The sequence below is a fragment of the Pseudomonas sp. 20-5 genome, assembly GCF_056782835.1.
In genome coordinates, this window is sequence record NZ_CM165584.1 from 42,414 (window position 1) to 60,789 (window position 18,376).

The 18,376-nt window shown below is 65.2% G+C and carries 9 protein-coding genes and 1 pseudogene; 9 read left to right on the forward strand and 1 reads right to left on the reverse strand.

Features of this window, described 5'->3' with window-relative positions; all coding sequences use genetic code 11:
* The first annotated feature begins 53 nt into the window (after positions 1-53).
* The 7 genes and pseudogenes from tpsA2 to AC1RB9_RS00240 all read left to right on the forward strand — a co-directional run bounded on the left by tpsA2 (position 54) and on the right by AC1RB9_RS00240 (position 13,966).
* Entirely contained in the window at positions 54-10,571 is a 10,518-nt protein-coding gene (tpsA2, locus tag AC1RB9_RS00210; RefSeq protein ID WP_464714092.1) for a two-partner secretion system putative hemagglutinin TpsA2, read from the forward strand.
* Positions 10,568-10,813 (forward strand): hypothetical protein, encoded by a 246-nt coding sequence (locus AC1RB9_RS00215; RefSeq protein ID WP_124033869.1) that lies wholly within the window; start codon positions 10,568-10,570, stop codon positions 10,811-10,813. Before tpsA2 ends, AC1RB9_RS00215 begins: the two co-directional genes overlap by 4 nt.
* A gap of 208 nt (positions 10,814-11,021) precedes the next feature.
* Positions 11,022-11,723: a transposase gene (locus AC1RB9_RS00220; RefSeq protein WP_003458478.1), complete on the forward strand. Its 702-nt coding sequence runs from the start codon at positions 11,022-11,024 to the stop codon at positions 11,721-11,723.
* Positions 11,724-11,767: 44 nt separating this feature from the next.
* Positions 11,768-12,469, forward strand: a complete 702-nt coding sequence (locus AC1RB9_RS00225; protein WP_003115819.1) for a transposase — start codon at positions 11,768-11,770, stop codon at positions 12,467-12,469.
* Positions 12,470-12,726: 257 nt separating this feature from the next.
* Positions 12,727-13,116, forward strand: a complete 390-nt coding sequence (locus tag AC1RB9_RS00230) for a hypothetical protein (protein WP_003458482.1) — start codon at positions 12,727-12,729, stop codon at positions 13,114-13,116.
* Positions 13,117-13,193: 77 nt separating this feature from the next.
* Positions 13,194-13,391: pseudogene (locus AC1RB9_RS00235) on the forward strand (transposase); the annotation flags it as partial.
* A gap of 179 nt (positions 13,392-13,570) precedes the next feature.
* Positions 13,571-13,966: a hypothetical protein gene (locus AC1RB9_RS00240; RefSeq protein WP_003114584.1), complete on the forward strand. Its 396-nt coding sequence runs from the start codon at positions 13,571-13,573 to the stop codon at positions 13,964-13,966.
* Positions 13,967-14,236: 270 nt separating this feature from the next.
* Here AC1RB9_RS00240 and AC1RB9_RS00245 read toward each other — a convergent pair whose 3' ends face one another.
* Positions 14,237-15,619 (reverse strand): MgtC/SapB family protein, encoded by a 1,383-nt coding sequence (locus tag AC1RB9_RS00245; RefSeq protein WP_079274759.1) that lies wholly within the window; start codon positions 15,617-15,619, stop codon positions 14,237-14,239.
* A gap of 191 nt (positions 15,620-15,810) precedes the next feature.
* Here AC1RB9_RS00245 and exoT point away from each other — a divergent pair, with 191 nt between their 5' ends.
* Positions 15,811-17,184 (forward strand): T3SS effector bifunctional cytotoxin exoenzyme T, encoded by a 1,374-nt coding sequence (exoT, locus tag AC1RB9_RS00250; RefSeq protein WP_003162612.1) that lies wholly within the window; start codon positions 15,811-15,813, stop codon positions 17,182-17,184.
* A 495-nt stretch (positions 17,185-17,679) separates the two neighbouring features.
* Positions 17,680-18,366 (forward strand): CsgG/HfaB family protein, encoded by a 687-nt coding sequence (locus tag AC1RB9_RS00255; RefSeq protein ID WP_003111706.1) that lies wholly within the window; start codon positions 17,680-17,682, stop codon positions 18,364-18,366.
* Positions 18,367-18,376: the final 10 nt, after the last annotated feature.

Genomic DNA, 18,376 nt, shown 5'->3' on the forward strand with positions numbered 1-18,376 from the left:
TTGGAAAACCTTGCTTAACCTCGCCGGGCCCCTACCCGCCAAGGAGTAACGATATGGACATCCGCAGCCCGCTGAACCAGTGCATCGCCCTGTCCCTGGCCGGCATCCTGTTCCTCAACCCGATCGTCGCCGCGGCGGCGGGGCTGGCGCTGGACAAGGCCGCCGGCGGCAACACCGGCCTGGGCCAGGCGGGCAACGGCGTGCCCATCGTCAATATCGCCACGCCCAACGGCGCCGGGCTGTCGAACAACCATTTCCGCGACTACAACGTCGGCGCCAACGGGCTGATCCTCAACAACGCCACCGGCAAGACCCAGGGTACCCAGCTCGGCGGGATCATCCTCGGCAACCCCAACCTCAAGGGCCAGGCGGCGCAGGTGATCCTCAACCAGGTCACCGGCGGCAACCGCAGCACCCTGGCCGGCTACACCGAGGTGGCCGGGCAGTCGGCGCGGGTGATCGTCGCCAACCCGCACGGCATCACCTGCCAGGGCTGCGGCTTCATCAACACGCCGCGCGCGACCCTCACCACCGGCAAGCCGATCATGGACGGCCAGCGCCTGGAGCGCTTCCAGGTGGACGGCGGCGACATCGTCGTCGAAGGCGCTGAACTGAACGTCGGCAACCTCGAACAGTTCGACCTGATCACCCGCAGCGCCAAGCTCAACGCCAAGCTCTACGCGAAGAACCTCAACATCGTCACCGGCCGCAACGACGTCCAGGCCGACAGCCTGCAGGCCACGCCGCGCGCCGCCGATGGCAGCGAGAAGCCGCAGCTGGCGATCGACAGCTCGGCGCTGGGCGGGATGTACGCCGGGGCGATCCGCCTGGTCGGCACCGAGCAGGGCGTGGGGGTGCGGCTGGCCGGCGACATGGCCGCCAGCGGCGGCGACATCCGCATCGACGCCAGCGGCAAGCTGAGCCTGGCCCAGGCCTCCAGCCAGGGCGACCTGAAGATCGCGGCCCAGGCCGTGGAGCTGAATGGCAAGACCTACGCCGGCGGCAGCGCCGAGATCCGCAGCGCGGAGGAACTGGTCAACCGGCAGAGCCTGGCGGCGCGCGAACGCATCGTGCTGGAGGCGGCGCATATCGACAACGCCGGGGTGATCGAAGCCGGCGTCGAGCCAGACGAGCGGCGCAACGCCCGCGGCGACCTCGAGCTGCGCAGCGGCACCCTGCGCAACGCCGGCAGCCTGGTGGCCAGCCGCGCGCTGGAAGCGAAGGCGAGCCAGGCGCTGGACAACCAGGGCGGCAGCCTGAAGGGGGCGACCGTCCGGGTCGACGGCGGACACCTGGACAACCGTGGCGGCAAGCTGCTCGCCGAGGGCGAACTGCGGGTCGAGGCGAGCAGCCTGGACAACCGCCAGGACGGCCTGTTGCAGAGCCGGGACCGCGCCGTGGTCAAGACCCGTGGCGATCTCGACAACCGTGGCGGCCAGGTGATCGGCCTGAACGATCTGGAGGTCGGCGCGGCGACGCTCGACAACGGCCAGCAAGGCCTGCTCGGCAGCCAGCAGTCCACCCGCGTCAGCGCCCAGGCGCTGGTCAACCGGGGGGACGGCGAAGTCTCCGGCAAGCGCGTCGAGGCTCGCGTCGGTAGCCTCGACAATCGCGGCGGCAAGCTGATCGGCGACGACCTGCTGGTGGTCGCCAGCGGTGCCATCGACAACCGCCTCGGCTTGTTCTCCGCAGCCAACCGCCTCGACCTGCGGGCGCGCAGCCTGGACAACAGCGGCAAGGGCACGCTGAGCAGCCGGGGCGGCCTGGAGGTCAGCCTCGGCGGCCTGCTGGACAACCGCGATGAAGGCAACCTGCTCAGCCAGGGCGCGCAGCGCGTGACGGTGGGGCAACTGGACAACCGCGCTGGCGGCCTGCTGTCGAGCCGCAGCGAGTTGAACGTCCACGGCGCCAGCCTGGACAACCGTGGCGGCGTGCTGGTGGCCGACGCCGGCCTGAGCGCCACGGGAGGCGCCTTCGACAACCGCGACGGCGGCAGCGCCAGCGGCAAGGCTGGCGTGCGCGTGGAGGTCGCCAGCCTGCGCAACGACCAGGGTGGCAAGCTGCTCAGCGATGGCCGCCTGGACCTCGCAGCGAACGCCGTCGGCAACGCCGGAGGGCGTATCGCCGCCAGAGGCGTGCTGGAGGCGGCGGTCGGTACGCTGCTCCAGCAAGGCGGCGAACTGGTCAGCCAGGGGAGCCTGGACCTTCGCGCCGACACGCTCGACAACAGCCAGTCCGGGCTGATCGCCGCGAATGGCGGCATCGCTATCGAGGCGCGGCAGGTCGACAACCGCGCCGGCGAGATTTCCAGCACCTCGAAGGTCGCCGTGAACGCCCGCGAGCAACTGGACAACCGCGGCGGCAAGGTCATCGGCGACAGCGGCCTGCGCCTCACCGTGCAGCGCCTGCTGAACCAGGCCAAGGGGGTGCTGGCCGGGCGCGACGGCCTGAGCCTGGACGGCAGCGAACTGTTCAACGGCGACGGCGGGCGGCTCGACAGCCAGAACAGCCTGAGCCTGAGCCTCGGCGGCGTGCTGGACAACCAGGGCGGCGCGCTGGTCAGCGAAGGCAGCCTGACGGCGCGCGCCGCGCGCCTGGACAACCGTGGCGGGACCTTCTCCAGCGCCGGTGCGCTGGCGCTGACCAGCCAGGCCGCGCTGGACAACCAGGGCGGCAGGCTGCTCAGCGATGCCGGCGTGACGCTGAAGGGCGCCAGCCTCGACAACAGCCGTTCCGGCGTGATCAGCGCCAAGGGCGCGGTGGATATCCGCACCGGCGTGCTGGACAACAGCCGCAACGGCGGCATCGGCAGCAACGCCGGCATCACCCTGGTGGCCGCCCGGCTGGACAACGGCCAGCAGGGCCGGGTCAGCGCCAAGGGCCTGCTCGACGCCAACCTGAAAGGCCTCGACCAGCGCGGAGGCGGCGTCCTGGTCAGCGAAACCGGCGTCACCCTCGACCTCAATGGCGGCACGCTGGTCAACCGCGACGGCGGCCTGATCGCCACGCCCGGCGCGCTGCTGCTGCGCCAGCTCGGCGCGGTGGACAACGGCGCCGGCGGGGAAATCTCCAGCGACCGCGCCTTCACCCTCGCCGCCGCCAGCCTGGACAACCGTGGCGGGCGCCTGATCGGCGCCGCCAGCCTGACCCTGCGCATCGCCCAGGCCCTGGACAACAGCCTGGGCGGGGTGATCTCCGGCACCGCCGGCCTGGACATCGCGGCCGCTCGCCTGGACAACAGCGCCAAGGGCACCCTGGCCAGCCGCGCCGGCATCGACCTGCGCGTCGACGGCGCGCTGGACAACCACGCCGAAGGCACCGTCTCCGGCGCCCGCCTGACGCTCGCCAGCGCCTCGCTGGACAACAGCGGCAAGGGCCTGCTCTCTGGCGACGCCGGCCTGACCGTCGTCACTGGCGCGCTGGACAACGCCGAGGGTGGCCAACTGATCAGCCAGGGCGTGCTGGACGTCAGCAGCGCCGACCTCGACAACCGTGGCGGCGCCCTCAGTGGCAAGCAGTCGCTGCGCCTGAGCGCCGCCAACCTGGACAACCGTGGCGGCCTGCTCACCAGCGACGGCGAACTGGAACTGACGGCAGGGCGCGTCGATTCCGCCGACGGCGGCGAAATCTCCGCCCGGGGCGACCTGCGCCTGACGGTCGAGCGCCTGGTGCAACGCCAGGGCCGGCTGGTCGGCGAGCGCGGCGTCAGTCTCGACCTGCGGGGTGGCGACCTGGATAACCAGGGCGGCCTGATCAGTGCCCGCGGCCCGCTGAGCATCGAGCGGCTGAACGTCCTCGACAACCGCCAGGGCGGCGAGATTTCCAGCCAGCAGGGCTTCGAGCTGCTGGCCAGGCGCATCGACAACGGCCAGCAGGGGCGCATCATCAGCGCCGGGAAACTGCGCCTGGACGCCGACGCGCTGGGCAACGCCGGCGCCGGCCTGCTCTCCGGATGGCAGGGCCTGACGGTGACAGGCGGGAGCCTGGACAACAGCGCCGGCGGCACCCTTTCGAGCAAGGACGGCGAGCTGGCCATCAGCCTCGGCGGCGCGCTGGACAACCACGGCCAGGGCGCCCTGGTCAGCAAGGGCGCGCAACGGATCGACGCCGCCAGCCTGGATAACGCCCAGGGCATCGTCTCCGGCGAAAGCGACGTGACCCTGAGCATCGCCGGGAAGCTGGACAACGGCCAGGGCGGCCTGGTCTCGGCGCAGCGCGCGCTGAGCTTCGAGCGCGACGATACGCTGCTGAACAACGCCGGCGGCCGGATCAACGGCGGCAGCCTGCTGCTCAAGGGCGCCAGCCTGGATAACAGCGACGGCCAGTTGATCAGCCAGGGCCGGCTCGACGCCATCCTCGGCGGCGCCCTGGTCAACGCCGGCGCGGCGCGCCTGGCCAGCGGCGGCGACCTGCTGCTGCGCAGCGCCAGCGTCGACAACCGCGGCGGCAAGCTGGTCAGCCAGGGGCTGCTGGAGATCAGCGCCGGTAGCCTCGACAACAGCGCCTCCGGCACCCTCGCCAGCCAGGCCGGCATGAGCCTGCGCCTGGGCGGCGGCGCCCTGCGCAACCAGCAGGACGGCCTGATCTTCAGCCAGGCCGGCGCCCTCGAGGTGCAGGCCGGCAGCCTGGACAACCGCCAGGGCACGCTCCAGGCCCAGGGCGACAACCGGCTGCGTATCGGCGGCGCGCTGGACAACCAGGGCGGCCGCCTGGACAGCCGGGCCGGTAACCTCGACCTGCAGAGCGGCAGCCTCGACAACGGCGCCGGCGGCGTGCTCAACAGCGCCAAGGGTTGGCTGAAGCTGGTCACCGGGCTGTTCGACAACAGCGCCGGCGTCACCCAGGCGCAGTCGCTGGAAATCCGCGCCGGGCAAGGCGTGCGCAACCAGCAGGGCCATCTCTCGGCGCTGGGCGGCGACAACCGCATCGTCACCGCCGACTTCGACAACCAGGGCGGCGGCCTCTACGCCAGCGGCCTGCTCAGCCTCGACGGCCAGCGCTTCCTCAACCAGGGCGCGGCGGCGGGTCAGGGCGGCAAGGTCGGCGCCGGGCGCATCGACTTCAGCCTGGCCGGCGCGCTGGCCAACCGCTTCGGCCAGTTGGAAAGCGAAAGCGAGCTGCACCTGCGCGCCGCCGCGATCGACAACAGCGGCGGCAGCCTGCGCGCCCTCGGCCGCAGCGGCAGCACGCGGCTGGTCGCTGGCGGCCTGAACAACGCCTACGGCGTGCTGGAAAGCGCCAACCAGGACCTCGACCTGCAACTGGGCAGCCTGGCCAACGCCGGCGGGCGCATCCTCCACACCGGCAACGGCACCTTCGGCCTGGATTCCGGGCAGGTGATCCGCGCCGGCGGCGAACTGACCACCAATGGCCTGCTGGACATCCGCGCCAGCGAATGGACCAACAGCAGCGTGCTGCAAGCCGGACGCCTGAACCTGGACATCGGCACCTTCCGCCAGACGGCCGAGGGCAAGCTGCTGGCGGTGCAGTCCTTCACTGGCCGCGGCGGCGACTGGAGCAACGACGGCCTGCTGGCCAGCGACGGCAGCTTGCGACTCGAGCTGAGCGGCGGCTACCGTGGCAACGGCCGCGCCACCAGCCTCGGCGACTTCGCCCTGAACGCCGCCAGCCTCGACCTCGGCAACGCCGCCAGCCTCGCCGGCGGCGCCAATGTCACGCTCGGCGCCGGCAACCTGCTGGTCAACCGTGGGCGGATCACCGCCGCCGGCGACCTCGTGGCCAGCGCCGCGAGCCTGAACAACTACGGCACCCTGGGCGGCGGCGGCAACCTGCGATTGAACGCGCCCGCCCTGCTCAACGAGCGCGGGTTGCTGTTCAGTGGCGCCGACATGACCCTGCGCGCCGGCGACATCACCAACCTCTACGGGGATGTGTACAGCCTCGGCAGGCTGGATATCGCCCGCGACGATGCCGGCAACCGTGCCGCCAGCCTGCGCAACCTTTCCGGGGTGATCGAGAGCGGCAAGGACTTCAGCCTGCGTGCCAGCCTGATCGAGAACCGTCGCGCCGTGCTGGAAAGCAAGTCGGGCCTGTACACCGCGAAGATGGAGCAGACCGCCTGCATCGAAGGCGTCAACGCGGGCGACTGCAGCGGCAAGCGCAACGCCATCTGGACCATCACCCAGCGCGACAAGACCGAGGTCACCGCCAGCAGCGCCATGGGGCAACTGCTGGCCGGAGGCGACTTCGCCATCGACGGCGGCACCCTGAACAACCTTTCCAGCCTGATCGGCAGCGGCGGCAACCTCACCGCCAACCTCGAAGTCCTCGACAACCAGGGCCTGGAAACCGGCGAGCTGGAAACCATCCGCGTGCTGCGTACCGCTCGCGGCGGCGATATCGGCGGCATCGATCAGAAGTCGCGCAACTTCACCAACCTCTACTGGTACCAGAGCGCCAATTTCGACCCGGCGCGCGCGGGCGAGATCCCCGCCGCGCTCAACGCGATCCTCAGCGACTGGTCCTTCGAGTACGAATTCCCGAGCAAGGGGCCGACCCCGATCAGCAGTGGCGACCAGTCCTACGCAGCGGTGATCCAGGCCGCCGGCGACGTCACGGTCAATGCCAGCACGCGCATCGACAACGGCGTCACCCGCCCCGGCTACACCTTCGTCGGCAGCGGCCGCCAGGTGGGCGACAGCGCGGTGGGCGGCAGCGGGGTTTCGGTGGTCGTGCCGCTGACCTCGCAACTGCCGCCCGACCTGGCGCGGCGCCAGGTCAACCCGGTCACCCTGCCCGGCTTCAGCCTGCCCCAGGGCGACAACGGCCTGTTCCGTCTCAGCTCGCGCTTCGCCGAGGACGGCAATGGCAGCGCCGCGCTCGGTGCCGGCGCCGACCGCACCCAGGGCGGCAGCGGCGTCTCGGTCGGCCAGCAGGGCGCCGGCAACGTCGCCGGTACCTGGCAGGGCCAGGGCGTGCGAGTCGACGGCCTGGCTGGCGCGGCCAACGTCCAGGGTCAGGGCGGCAGCACGCTCGGCGGTAGCCTGCCGGGCGTCGCCCGGGTCCAGGGCGTGCCCGGCAACGCCACGCCGAGCGCCAGCCACAAGTACCTGATCGAGACCAACCCGGCGCTCACCGAACTGAAGCAGTTCCTCAACTCGGACTACCTGCTCAGCGGCCTGGGCATGAACCCGGACGATAGCAAGAAGCGTCTCGGCGACGGTCTCTACGAGCAGCGGCTGATCCGCGACGCGGTGGTGGCGCGCACCGGCCAGCGCTACATCGACGGGCTGAGCAGCGACGAGGCGCTGTTCCGCTACCTGATGGACAACGCCATCGCTTACAAGGACAAGCTCCAGCTGCAACTGGGCGTGGGTTTGAGCGCGGAGCAGATGGCGGCGCTGACCCACGACATCGTGTGGTTGGAAGAGGTCGAGGTGAACGGCGAGAAGGTCCTCGCGCCAGTGGTCTACCTGGCCCAGGCGGAGGGTCGGCTGGCACCCAACGGTGCGCTGATCCAGGGCCGCGACGTGAAGCTGGTGAGCGGCGGCGACCTGCATAACGTCGGTACCCTGCGCGCGCGGAACGACCTCTCGGCGACGGCCGACAACCTCGACAACAGCGGCCTGATCGAGGCCGGCAAGCGCCTCGACCTGCTCGCCGGCGACTCGATCCGCAACCGCCAGGGCGGGGTCATCGCCGGGCGTGACGTGAGCCTCACCGCGCTGACCGGCGACGTGATCAACGAACGCAGCGTGACCCGCTACGACAGCGCGCTCGACGGCCGCACCTGGGAGCGCAGCTTCGCCGACAGCGCCGCGCGGGTGGAGGCGGCGAACAGCCTGAACGTCCAGGCCGGACGCGACATCGCCAACCTCGGCGGGGTGCTGCAGAGCCGCGGCGACCTCAGCCTCGACGCCGGACGCGACGTCACCGTCGCCGCCGTCGAGGACCGCCAGGGCCAGACCCGCTGGAACACGTCGCGGCTACAGAGCGTGACCCAGCTCGGCGCCGAAGTCAGTGCCGGGCGGGACCTGAACGTCAGCGCCGGGCGCGACCTCAGCGCAGTGGCCAGCGCCCTCGAAGCGCGCCGCGACATCGCCCTCTCCGCCGGGCGCGACGTGACCCTGGCGGCGGCGGCGAACGAGGAGCATGCCTACAGCAAGACCAGGAAGGTCACCTACCAGGAAGACAAGGTTGCCCAGCAAGGCACCCGCGTGGACGCCGGCGGCGACCTGGCGATCAATGCCGGACAGGACCTGCGCCTGATCGCGAGCCAGGCCAGCGCCGGCGACGAGGCCTACCTGGTGGCCGGCGACAAGCTGGAACTGCTGGCCGCCAACGACAGCAACTACTACCTGTACGACAAGAAGAAGAAAGGCGACTTCGGCCGCAAGGAAACCCGGCGCGACGAAGTCACCGACGTCAAGGCGGTGGGCAGCCAGATCAGCAGCGGCGGCGACCTCACCCTGCTCAGCGGCGGCGACCAGACCTACCAGGGCGCGAAGCTGGAATCGGGCAACGACCTGGCCATCGTCAGCGGCGGCGCGGTGACCTTCGACGCGGTGAAGGACCTGCACCAGGAGAGCCATGAGAAGAGCAAGGGCGACCTGGCGTGGCAGTCGTCGAAGGGCAAGGGCCAGACCGACGAAACCGTGCGCCAGAGCCAGATCGTGGCCCAGGGGAATCTGGCGATCAAGGCCGTGGAAGGGCTGAAGATCGACCTCAAGCATATCGACCAGAAGACCGTGAGCCAGACCATCGACGCGATGGTGCAGGCGGATCCGCAACTGGCGTGGCTGAAGGAGGCCGAGCAGCGCGGGGATGTGGACTGGCGCATGGTGCAGGAGGTGCACGATAGCTGGAAGTACAGTAACTCGGGCATGGGGCCGGCGACGCAGATCGCTGTCGCCATCGCGGCGGCAGCCATCGGTGGCATGGCGGCAGCGGGAGCGCTCAGTGGTGCAGGAGTGGGTGCCAGTAGCTTCGCCATGGGCGCAGGAGTTGGTGCGGCAGGAAGCCTGTCGGGCACGGCAGCGGTCAGCCTGATCAACAACAAGGGCGATCTCGGGAAGGTGCTGAAAGACAGCTTCAGTAGTGACAGTCTGAAGCAGATTGCTATTGCGAGCCTGACCGGGGGGCTGACGGCTGAGTACTTCGACGGGATTCTTCAGACCAAGACTGATCCGCTTACTGGAAAGGTCACGGTAGACCTCAGCAGCCTATCTGGTGTTGGTCGCTTCGCTGCCAATCAGGCGATGCAGAACGCTACATCCACTGTACTGAGCCAGGCCTTGGGCCAGGGCGGGAGCCTGAACGAGGCGCTGAAGAGCGCGCTCTACAACAGTTTCGCGGCGGCAGGTTTCAACTTCGTCGGCGATATCGGCCAGGAATACAGCCTGAAGCCAGGCGATCCTTCGATGGTGACCATGCACGCCCTGATGGGTGGCCTGGCGGCGCAGGTCAGCGGTGGCGATTTCGCCACGGGCGCCGCGGCGGCTGGCGCCAATGAAGCGCTGGTGGCCAAGCTAGACCAGGCCTTCAAGAGCTTGAGCCCTGAGAACCGTGAAGCCATGGTCACTATGGGGTCGCAATTGGTTGGTGTTCTGGCTGCGGCGGTACGCGATCCTGATGTGACAGGCAAAGCTCTGGAAAGCGCTGCTTGGGTAGCGAAGAACTCGACGCAATACAACTTCCTCAACCATCAGGATGTGGCCGATCTGGATAACGCCTTGCAGAAATGCAAGTCCCAGGGAAATTGCCGTCAGGTAGAGGAAGAGTTCAAGGCGCGTAGCGACGAGAACCGGCGGAGGTTGAATGGCTGCGTGGCTGCGGGTAATTGCGCGGAGATTCGTGCGGAGATCGATGCGGGGTCTACGGCTCTCAACGAGCTGGTGGCCCGGCAGGAAACAGCTAATCCGGGAGGAAGTGACAGCGATATAGCCTACGGTTTCCTGATGGGCCGAAACGTCGTCGACTGGACGACGGCTGGTCAGTTGCACCTGGAGCAGACCGCCAACCTCTGGTGGAACGGCAATCCACAGTGGCAGAAGGAAGTCGGTGCATACCTGGACCAGACGGGGTTCAATCCGTTCGGAATCGGCGTTCCGGCAATGGGCGGTGCCGCTGGCAAGGTATCGGCCAAGGCGCTCATGAATGCGCTGAAGGCGGGAGAGTTGCCCAAAGGAGAGGTGGCCCCAGGAAAGGCTAATCTGCCTACCATTGGGGCGTTGGCGGATGCTGAGGCGGGGATGCCTTATACGCATCCAATAAAAACACCTTCAAATGAGACTGCTCGACTTTTAGCTTCATCTCAAGAACCTTATAAAGGTGGGCAGTCAATTACAAATGCTGGCAGGGCCGTTACTAAGCATCCTGAGTACTTTGGATTCAGTTCAACACAGGAACTACGGAAGATGTACCGGACAGACTCTCAGATTAATGAGCTTGCTGGAAAGGCAATAAATGAAATACTCCAGAGTGGAGTGAAGAGTAGTGGCGCCGGGGGAAGATATCCGGGAGGCTGGATAACTTATACATTACCAGACGGTCGGGCTGCTAGTTGGGGTGGGGATGGTAAATTTATTGGATTTAGAGGGGTGCAAAAATGAAGCTAAATTTGGTTTTTGAAAAAGTTGGAGATATTAATAGTGATTATCCATATCTTTGTGTATATAGGGAGGGGGAGAGAGAGCCTTTTATGGAGATATCAGTGAATCAAGAAAGAAAGATTGAGTTTGTTTTTTATTCTAGAGCTGATAATTTATCCCTAAGCTCTGAAGAATTCTATGAAATATATGGTAGAGCGGAAGCTTTTTTGCCCCAAGCTTTAGAGAATGAAGATTCACTGTAATGCTTAAATAAAGAGAGTGGCTATAATGGGATGATTTATTTTTCTGACTCTAGTTTTTTGAGCAAAGGAGGCATCCGTGATGCTTAATTAAGGGCGAGTAGTTTAAAACAGGGGACCATAAACAGCATAAAGGGGACAGATTTATTTTCCCTACTCTAATTTTCTAAGCAGGGAGGCTCCAGCGCAGACGCCGTAAGGAGGCTCCGCGATGCCTAGGCAGAGGCGAGTGGTTTTACTGAACTATCCGCTTTACGTGGTCCAGCGGGAACACAATCGGCAAGTGGTATTCGCCGAGGACGAGGACTACCAGCGTTACCTCTCCGATCTACGGGACCTCAAGGATGCCTTTGGTATCAAGGTCTACGCATTTTGCCTGATGACCAACCATGTCCATCTGCTCTTGGCGCCTGGTGATTCGCTGTCTGGCTTGGCGCAACTGATGAAAACGCTGGCGGCGCGCACGACACGATATCGGAATCGCTTGGAGGGCCGCTCCGGAACGTTGTGGGAAAGTCGCTATAAATCGAGTGTCGTACAGAGCGATGCCTACCTGCTGGCGTGTTGCCGGTACATCGAGCTGAACCCTGTTCGGGCGCGGATGGTGGACGATGTGGCGGCCTATCCCTGGTCAAGTTATGGGCTGCGGGCGGATTGGTTGAAGGAGCCAAGCTGGTTGGATATGGATCCCTGCTTCATTGAGCTAGGTCAGACGGCCGAAGAGCGATATCGGCGATACGTAACGTTCATGAAAGAGGCGATACCGGCCGAGGAATTGAAGCTGATTCGCGAGGCGGTTCAGCGTGGACAACTGACGGGCAATCAACGGTTCGTGGACGAGATCGAGCGGGTAGCCGGGGTGAGAATAGAGCGGCGTGGGCAAGGGCGGCCGAGATTAGAGCAGGGAAAATAAATCTGTCCCCTTTTTTCTCGTAGACGCCGTAAGGAGGCTCCGCGATGCCTAGGCAAGGGCGAGTGGTTTTACCGAATTATCCGCTTCACGTGGTCCAGCGGGGACACAATCGGCAAGTGGTATTCGCCGAGGACGAGGACTACCAGCGTTACCTCTCCGATCTACGGGACCTCAAGGATGCCTTTGGTATCAAGGTCTACGCATTTTGCCTGATGACCAACCATGTCCATCTGCTCTTGGCGCCTGGTGATTCGCTGTCTGGCTTGGCGCAACTGATGAAAACGCTGGCGGCGCGCACGACACGATATCGGAATCGCTTGGAGGGCCGTTCCGGAACGTTGTGGGAAAGTCGCTATAAATCGAGTGTCGTACAGAGCGATGCCTACCTGCTGGCGTGTTGCCGGTACATCGAACTGAACCCTGTTCGGGCGCGGATGGTGGACGATGTGGCGGCCTATCCCTGGTCAAGTTATGGGCTGCGGGCGGATTGGTTGAAGGAGCCAAACTGGTTGGATATGGATCCCTGCTTCATTGAGCTAGGTCAGACGGCCGAAGAGCGATATCGGCGATACGTAACGTTCATGAAAGAGGCGATACCGGCCGAGGAATTGAGGCTGATTCGCGAGGCGGTTCAGCGTGGACAACTGACGGGCAATCAACGGTTCGTGGACGAGATCGAGCGGGTAGCCGGGGTGAGAATAGAGCGGCGTGGGCAAGGGCGGCCGAGATTAGAGCAGGAAAAATAAATCTGTCCCCTTTTTTCAGTCCCCTTTTTTCATTTAACATTTAAGAATGAATTGAAGGTTGTTCTGCAGAGTCCACAGGTTGTCAAGACGCCTGCGTACCAATCACCAACTTCTGGTAATTTTATACGAACAGTTGATATGGGTCGGCCTATTGGAATTGATGCCAAAGCTGGGGGGCAGCCTACTAATTTCATGACGGTGATTACCGATTCAAAGGGTAATTTGGTAAACACATTTCCTGGGAAGACTTTCTAATCATGTATTATTTGATGATATGGGATAGATATTTAGCCTCCATCGGGCGAGACGGTTGTCTTGATAAAGTTGAGATTCCTTTGGATGTGGCAAATTTTTTCTTTCGTCTGGATGTCGAGCAATATCCAATTCTTTCCAGCTTAAGCTTCGATGATTACGATATGTTCTCTGGGGCGCAGATTGACTCTCTTGTAGGTGAGCTATGTTCTGTTGCAAGCATAAATCCGCTAATTTCCGAAACAGTTGAATCGATGGTGGATATAATGCTTAAGGCGAGGGCTTTAGGGAAAAATATATTGTTTGACCCGTTCAAGGTAGACGAGTTGGTGCAAAAGCGACAGGTGGAGCCGATCAAACTGCGGGCTCAATCAAGAATGTTAATCAGAAAATAAAGTGACAGATTTATTTTCCCTACTCTAATTTTCTAAGCAAGGAGGCTCCAGCGCAGACGCTGTAAGGAGGCTCCGCGATGCCTAGGCAAGGGCGAGTGGTTTTACCGAATTATCCGCTTCACGTGGTCCAGCGGGGACACAATCGGCAAGTGGTATTCGCCGAGGACGAGGACTACCAACGCTACCTCTCCGATCCTCAAAACCTCGAGGATGCCTTCGATAACAAGCTCCATGCATTTTGCCGAATGACCACCCATATCCATCTGCTCCTGGCGGCTTGCCGGCCCTCCTTTCTACTGCCCCGTTCCACAGCGCCCCAATGTACTAGTACACCGGAAACCGCCGTCTCCCGTTGAACGGGCGGGCCCCGGCCCCCTACCATTCGCAGCACACCGACCCGCGCAAAGGGAGCGGGATGCCGCGTAGGCAGGCCGCCATGGAAGGAGAAGCACATATGCCGGTACTGGCTCTGAGACTCACCGCCCTGGCGGCCCTTGTGATCAGCGTGTCGGGGTGCGTCATGGAGGCCTATGGCAGTCGCGCGCGTAGCGATGCGCAGTCCTGGATCGGCTTGCCGATCCAGGATGTGATCAAGCGCTTCGGCGAGCCGGAACGTGTGACGGGGGATGCCGCCAGGCAGAAGTACGTGTGGAAGGAGTACGAGAACTATAGCCACGACTACGACTACACCTACTACGAGCAGGGCCATGGCAATACGCCCAACAGCTCGGTCCTGAACCAGAAGACCGGCACGGCCAACCAGAGCGGCTATTACACCTGCATCTACGAGTTCTTTGCCGACGCCTCGGGCAGGGTGGTCGATGCGACCGCGCGGGGTGAGTGCCGCTAGTTCCGGGCGCCCTTCACGCCGCAAAGGGCGATTGGCTCAGCCAGCCACCGCCTTGTCTCCGACGTCGCAGAGACGCCTCAGTCCAGCGCGGAGGAGTCCCCTCCCCTCGCTCCGCCGTGATCGCCAGGCCGCCCTGCCTCACCCGGGTCCTGGTCCGGTCCTTGGCCTTGAAACCCGGCCGTTGCAGCCAGTAGCCGCGCAGGTTGATGCGGGGCGCCAGGCGGTTGTCGTCGCGTTCGTCCAGCGGCGCTCCGAGGTTTCCCCGGCGCCTCACAGCAGGATCAGCAGCGCTCCTACCAGCAGCCCCGCCAGGCTGAAGGGTAGCGTTTGCAGGGCCAGCCGCTTGCCGCCCACCAGCACGATCAGGCCGGCCTTGACCAGGCTGTTGCTCAGGGCGGCAAGGGCGATGCCGCGGCTGGCCACGCCTGGATCGAGTTCGCCCTGCGCCGCGCGGGCCAGGGACAGGGTGATCGCGTCGACGTCGGCGAGGCCGGAGAGCAGCGCGACCGCGTAGATGCCGGCATCGCCGAACAGCCGCCGGCCGACCTCCACCAACAGCAGGATCGCGCTCAGCAGGGCGGCGAAGCGCAGGGCCGGGAGCAGTTCGAAGGGGTTGCGCAGGCCTGGCTCGTCGGGCGCCTCCTGGCTGGCGCGGCCGCCGCGCAGGGCGTGGAACAGCGTGCCGCCAAGGTAGACGAGGGTGGTGGCGGCGAATGGCAGGGCCAGTTCCTTCAGCAAGGCCGGGTGGATCGCGCCGATCTCGACGAGGATGCGCGGGAACATCAGCGCCGAGGTCGCCAGCAGGGCGCACGCCAACAGGGCGTCGGGCATGCGCTCGCGCAGGCGCGCCAGGGTCAGGGTCATCACCGTGGAGGACACCAGGCCGCCGAGCACCGCGGTCAGCAACAGGCCCTTGCGCGAGCCGATCAGGCGGATGGCCAGGTAGGCGGAGAAACCGAGGGCGGCGATCAGCACCACCATCCACCAGGTCAGGTAGGGATTGAAGAACGCCCAGGGACCATAGCCCTGGTTGGGCAGCACCGGCAGCAGGACCACGGAAATGAACAGCAGCTTGAGGGTGCCCGATAGCTCCTCGGCGGTCAGGCGCTTCAGCAGGGCGTGGAGCTTGTCCTTGAGGCTCAGCAGCAGGGTCAGCACGATGCCGCCGGCGGCAGCCAGCAGGCGCTGTTCGGTGAGGGCGAGGCTGCCGAGGAGGAAGGTCATCAGCAGGGCGATCTCGGTGGTCATGCCCTGGTCGCCGCCACGCCTGACATCGCTCACGTAGCCGGCCACGGCCAGCGCCGCGAGGGCCAGCAGCAAGGCTACCCAGACTGCGCTGCCCAGTTCGCCAGCGAGCAGGGTGGCGAAGCCGCCGAGCAGGCCGGCCAGGCTGAAGGTGCGGATTCCGGCGATCTGCCGCGCATCTTCGTGGTCGCGCTCCTGCCAGCCGCGCTCGGCGCCGATCAGAAGGCCGATGGCCAGGGCCGTGCACAGGCTCAACAACAGATCCAGGGAAAGCGTCATGCTCGATTCCATTCGCCGGGAGAGAGGATGGCGACGTGCCTGTGCGCACCATAGCAGCAGACGACCCCGAGGTGCCTGCGCGGTGGTACGCCGTCCGCCATGAGGCCGGCGCTGCCGCCAATATCCCATCGGGTTCTCCGCCCCGGTGTAGGCGCACGGGAGCTGGCGTAGGGAAAGTCCGCTGTTTTTCGGCCGCTGACGGTTCTCTTTCCGCGTGCTCCGACGGCCGCCAACAGTAAAAAAACCACGGCCAATCCTGATAGGCGGAGGGGCGCCTCGTTCCTAGACTGGCGGGGAAACATCAGGAGACGTCAATCATCATGCATATTCAATCATCTCAGCAGAACCCGTCTTTCGTGGCTGAGTTGAGCCAGGCCGTGGCCGGGCGCCTGGGACAGGTCGAGGCCCGCCAGGTGGCCACTCCCCGGGAGGCGCAACAACTGGCCCAGCGCCAGGAAGCACCGAAGGGCGAGGGCCTGCTCTCCCGCCTGGGGGCTGCCCTCGCGCGTCCCTTCGTGGCGATCATCGAGTGGCTGGGCAAACTGCTGGGGAGCCGTGCCCACGCCGCCACCCAGGCGCCGCTCTCCCGTCAGGACGCGCCGCCTGCCGCCAGTCTCTCTGCCGCCGAGATCAAGCAGATGATGCTGCAAAAGGCACTGCCCCTGACCTTGGGCGGACTTGGCAAGGCGAGCGAGCTGGCGACTTTGACAGCGGAGAGACTGGCGAAGGATCACACGCGCCTGGCCAGCGGCGACGGCGCTCTGCGCTCGCTGGCCACCGCCCTGGTCGGGATTCGCGATGGCAGCCGGATCGAGGCTTCCCGTACCCAGGCTGCCCGCCTGCTCGAACAGAGCGTTGGGGGGATCGCGCTGCAACAGTGGGGGACCGCGGGCGGTGCCGCCAGCCAGCATGTACTCAGCGCAAGCCCGGAGCAACTGCGCGAAATCGCCGTCCAACTGCATGCGGTAATGGACAAGGTCGCCCTGTTGCGCCACGCGGTAGAGAGCGAGGTAAAGGGCGAGCCTGTCGACAAGGCGCTGGCGGATGGCCTGGTGGAGCACTTCGGGCTGGAGGCGGAGCAGTACCTCGGCGAACACCCGGACGGGCCGTACAGCGATGCCGAGGTGATGGCGCTCGGTCTCTATACCAACGGCGAGTACCAGCACCTGAATCGTTCCCTGCGTCAGGGACGGGAGCTGGATGCGGGCCAGGCGTTGATCGACCGGGGCATGTCTGCCGCGTTCGAAAAGAGCGGACTGGCTGAACAGGTCGTGAAGACCTTCCGCGGCACCCAGGGCAGGGATGCCTTCGAGGCGGTGAAAGAGGGCCAGGTCGGCCACGACGCCGGCTATCTCTCCACCTCCCGGGACCCCGGCGTTGCCAGGAGCTTCGCGGGCCAGGGCACGATAACCACCCTGTTCGGCAGATCCGGGATCGATGTCAGCGAGATATCGATCGAGGGCGATGAGCAGGAGATCCTCTACGACAAGGGGACCGACATGCGCGTGCTTCTCAGCGCCAAGGATGGGCAGGGTGTGACCCGTCGGGTGCTCGAAGAGGCCACGCTGGGGGAACGGAGCGGCCACGGCGAGGGACTGCTCGATGCCCTGGACCTGGCAACCGGGACGGATCGTTCAGGCAAGCCCCAGGAACAGGACCTGCGCCTGAGAATGCGCGGCCTCGACCTGGCCTGACCGGTCGACGGCAGAGACGGACACTCCCAAGGGGTGTCCGTTTTCATTTGCGCCGTACAGCGTCGGGCGCAATGGGCGGCAAGGATACCTGCCTGGCTGCCACCGGTGGGTGGCGGACACCGGTGCCCGGCGTCCCACCTCGATCCTGCGAACGAGACGCAGTCAGAATTCTCCGAGTATGCTTCCTGCATAACGAAACGAACGGAATAACTGTGGTAACTTTGCCGCCCACCGAGATGGCCTATTGATGGCTCATACGGTTCGTGCATCGCTTCCCGCACGATTGTTTCGGATTTCCAAGGCCGGCCGGGAGCGCCGGTTGATCGACGCATTCGTATTTCAAGGAAAGAAATCGTGGCCACCCCATTTCGCCCCTTGCCTTGGCGCGCCGCCGTGCCGCCTGGCCTTCCTCGATTTTCACTACGCCCTCTTTTCCGCACACGGGGCGGCTAGAAGCCGCTCCGCGTCGATAGCGTTTTTTTCCAGGAGAACCCCATGAGTCACAGCGCCAAGAAAGCACTACTGCCGCTCCTCGCCGTCGCCACCCTGGCCGGCCTGGCGGGCTGCGCCACCGAGACCTCCACCGCGTTGCCGGTACAGCAGGTCGAGAGCGTCAACCGACCCTACAGCGGCGTGCGTTCGCCGATTGCGGTAGGCAAGTTCGACAACCGCTCCAGCTACATGCGCGGGATCTTTTCCGATGGCGTCGACCGCCTCGGCGGCCAGGCCAAGACCATTCTCATCACCCACCTGCAGCAGACCAATCGCTTCAACGTGCTGGACCGCGACAACATGAGCGAGATCCAGCAGGAAGCGGCGATCAAGGGCCAGGCCCAGCGCCTGAAGGGTGCCGACTACGTGGTGACCGGCGACGTCACCGAGTTCGGCCGCAAGGAAGTCGGCGACCGCCAGCTGTTTGGCATCCTCGGCCGCGGCAAGTCGCAGATCGCCTACGCCAAGGTGGCGCTGAACATCGTCAACATCTCTACCTCGGAGGTCGTCTATTCGACCCAGGGCGCTGGCGAGTACGCCCTGTCCAACCGCGAGGTGATCGGCTTCGGCGGCACCGCCAGCTACGACTCGACCCTCAACGGCAAGGTTCTCGACCTGGCCATGCGCGAGGCGGTGAACAAGTTGGTCAACGCGGTCGATAGCGGGGCCTGGAAGCCACAGAACCAATAATCCACCAGAA

Bases quoted from the DNA above. Each gene is read 5' to 3' on its own strand.
- tpsA2 (WP_464714092.1), top strand. From the start codon at position 54: ATGGACATCCGCAGCCCGCTGAACCAGTGCATCGCCCTGTCCCTGGCC.
- AC1RB9_RS00215 (WP_124033869.1), top strand. From the start codon at position 10,568: ATGAAGCTAAATTTGGTTTTTGAAAAAGTTGGAGATATTAATAGTGAT.
- AC1RB9_RS00220 (WP_003458478.1), top strand. From the start codon at position 11,022: ATGCCTAGGCAGAGGCGAGTGGTTTTACTGAACTATCCGCTTTACGTG.
- AC1RB9_RS00225 (WP_003115819.1), top strand. From the start codon at position 11,768: ATGCCTAGGCAAGGGCGAGTGGTTTTACCGAATTATCCGCTTCACGTG.
- AC1RB9_RS00230 (WP_003458482.1), top strand. From the start codon at position 12,727: ATGTATTATTTGATGATATGGGATAGATATTTAGCCTCCATCGGGCGA.
- AC1RB9_RS00240 (WP_003114584.1), top strand. From the start codon at position 13,571: ATGCCGGTACTGGCTCTGAGACTCACCGCCCTGGCGGCCCTTGTGATC.
- AC1RB9_RS00245 (WP_079274759.1), bottom strand. From the start codon at position 15,619: ATGGGATATTGGCGGCAGCGCCGGCCTCATGGCGGACGGCGTACCACC.
- exoT (WP_003162612.1), top strand. From the start codon at position 15,811: ATGCATATTCAATCATCTCAGCAGAACCCGTCTTTCGTGGCTGAGTTG.
- AC1RB9_RS00255 (WP_003111706.1), top strand. From the start codon at position 17,680: ATGAGTCACAGCGCCAAGAAAGCACTACTGCCGCTCCTCGCCGTCGCC.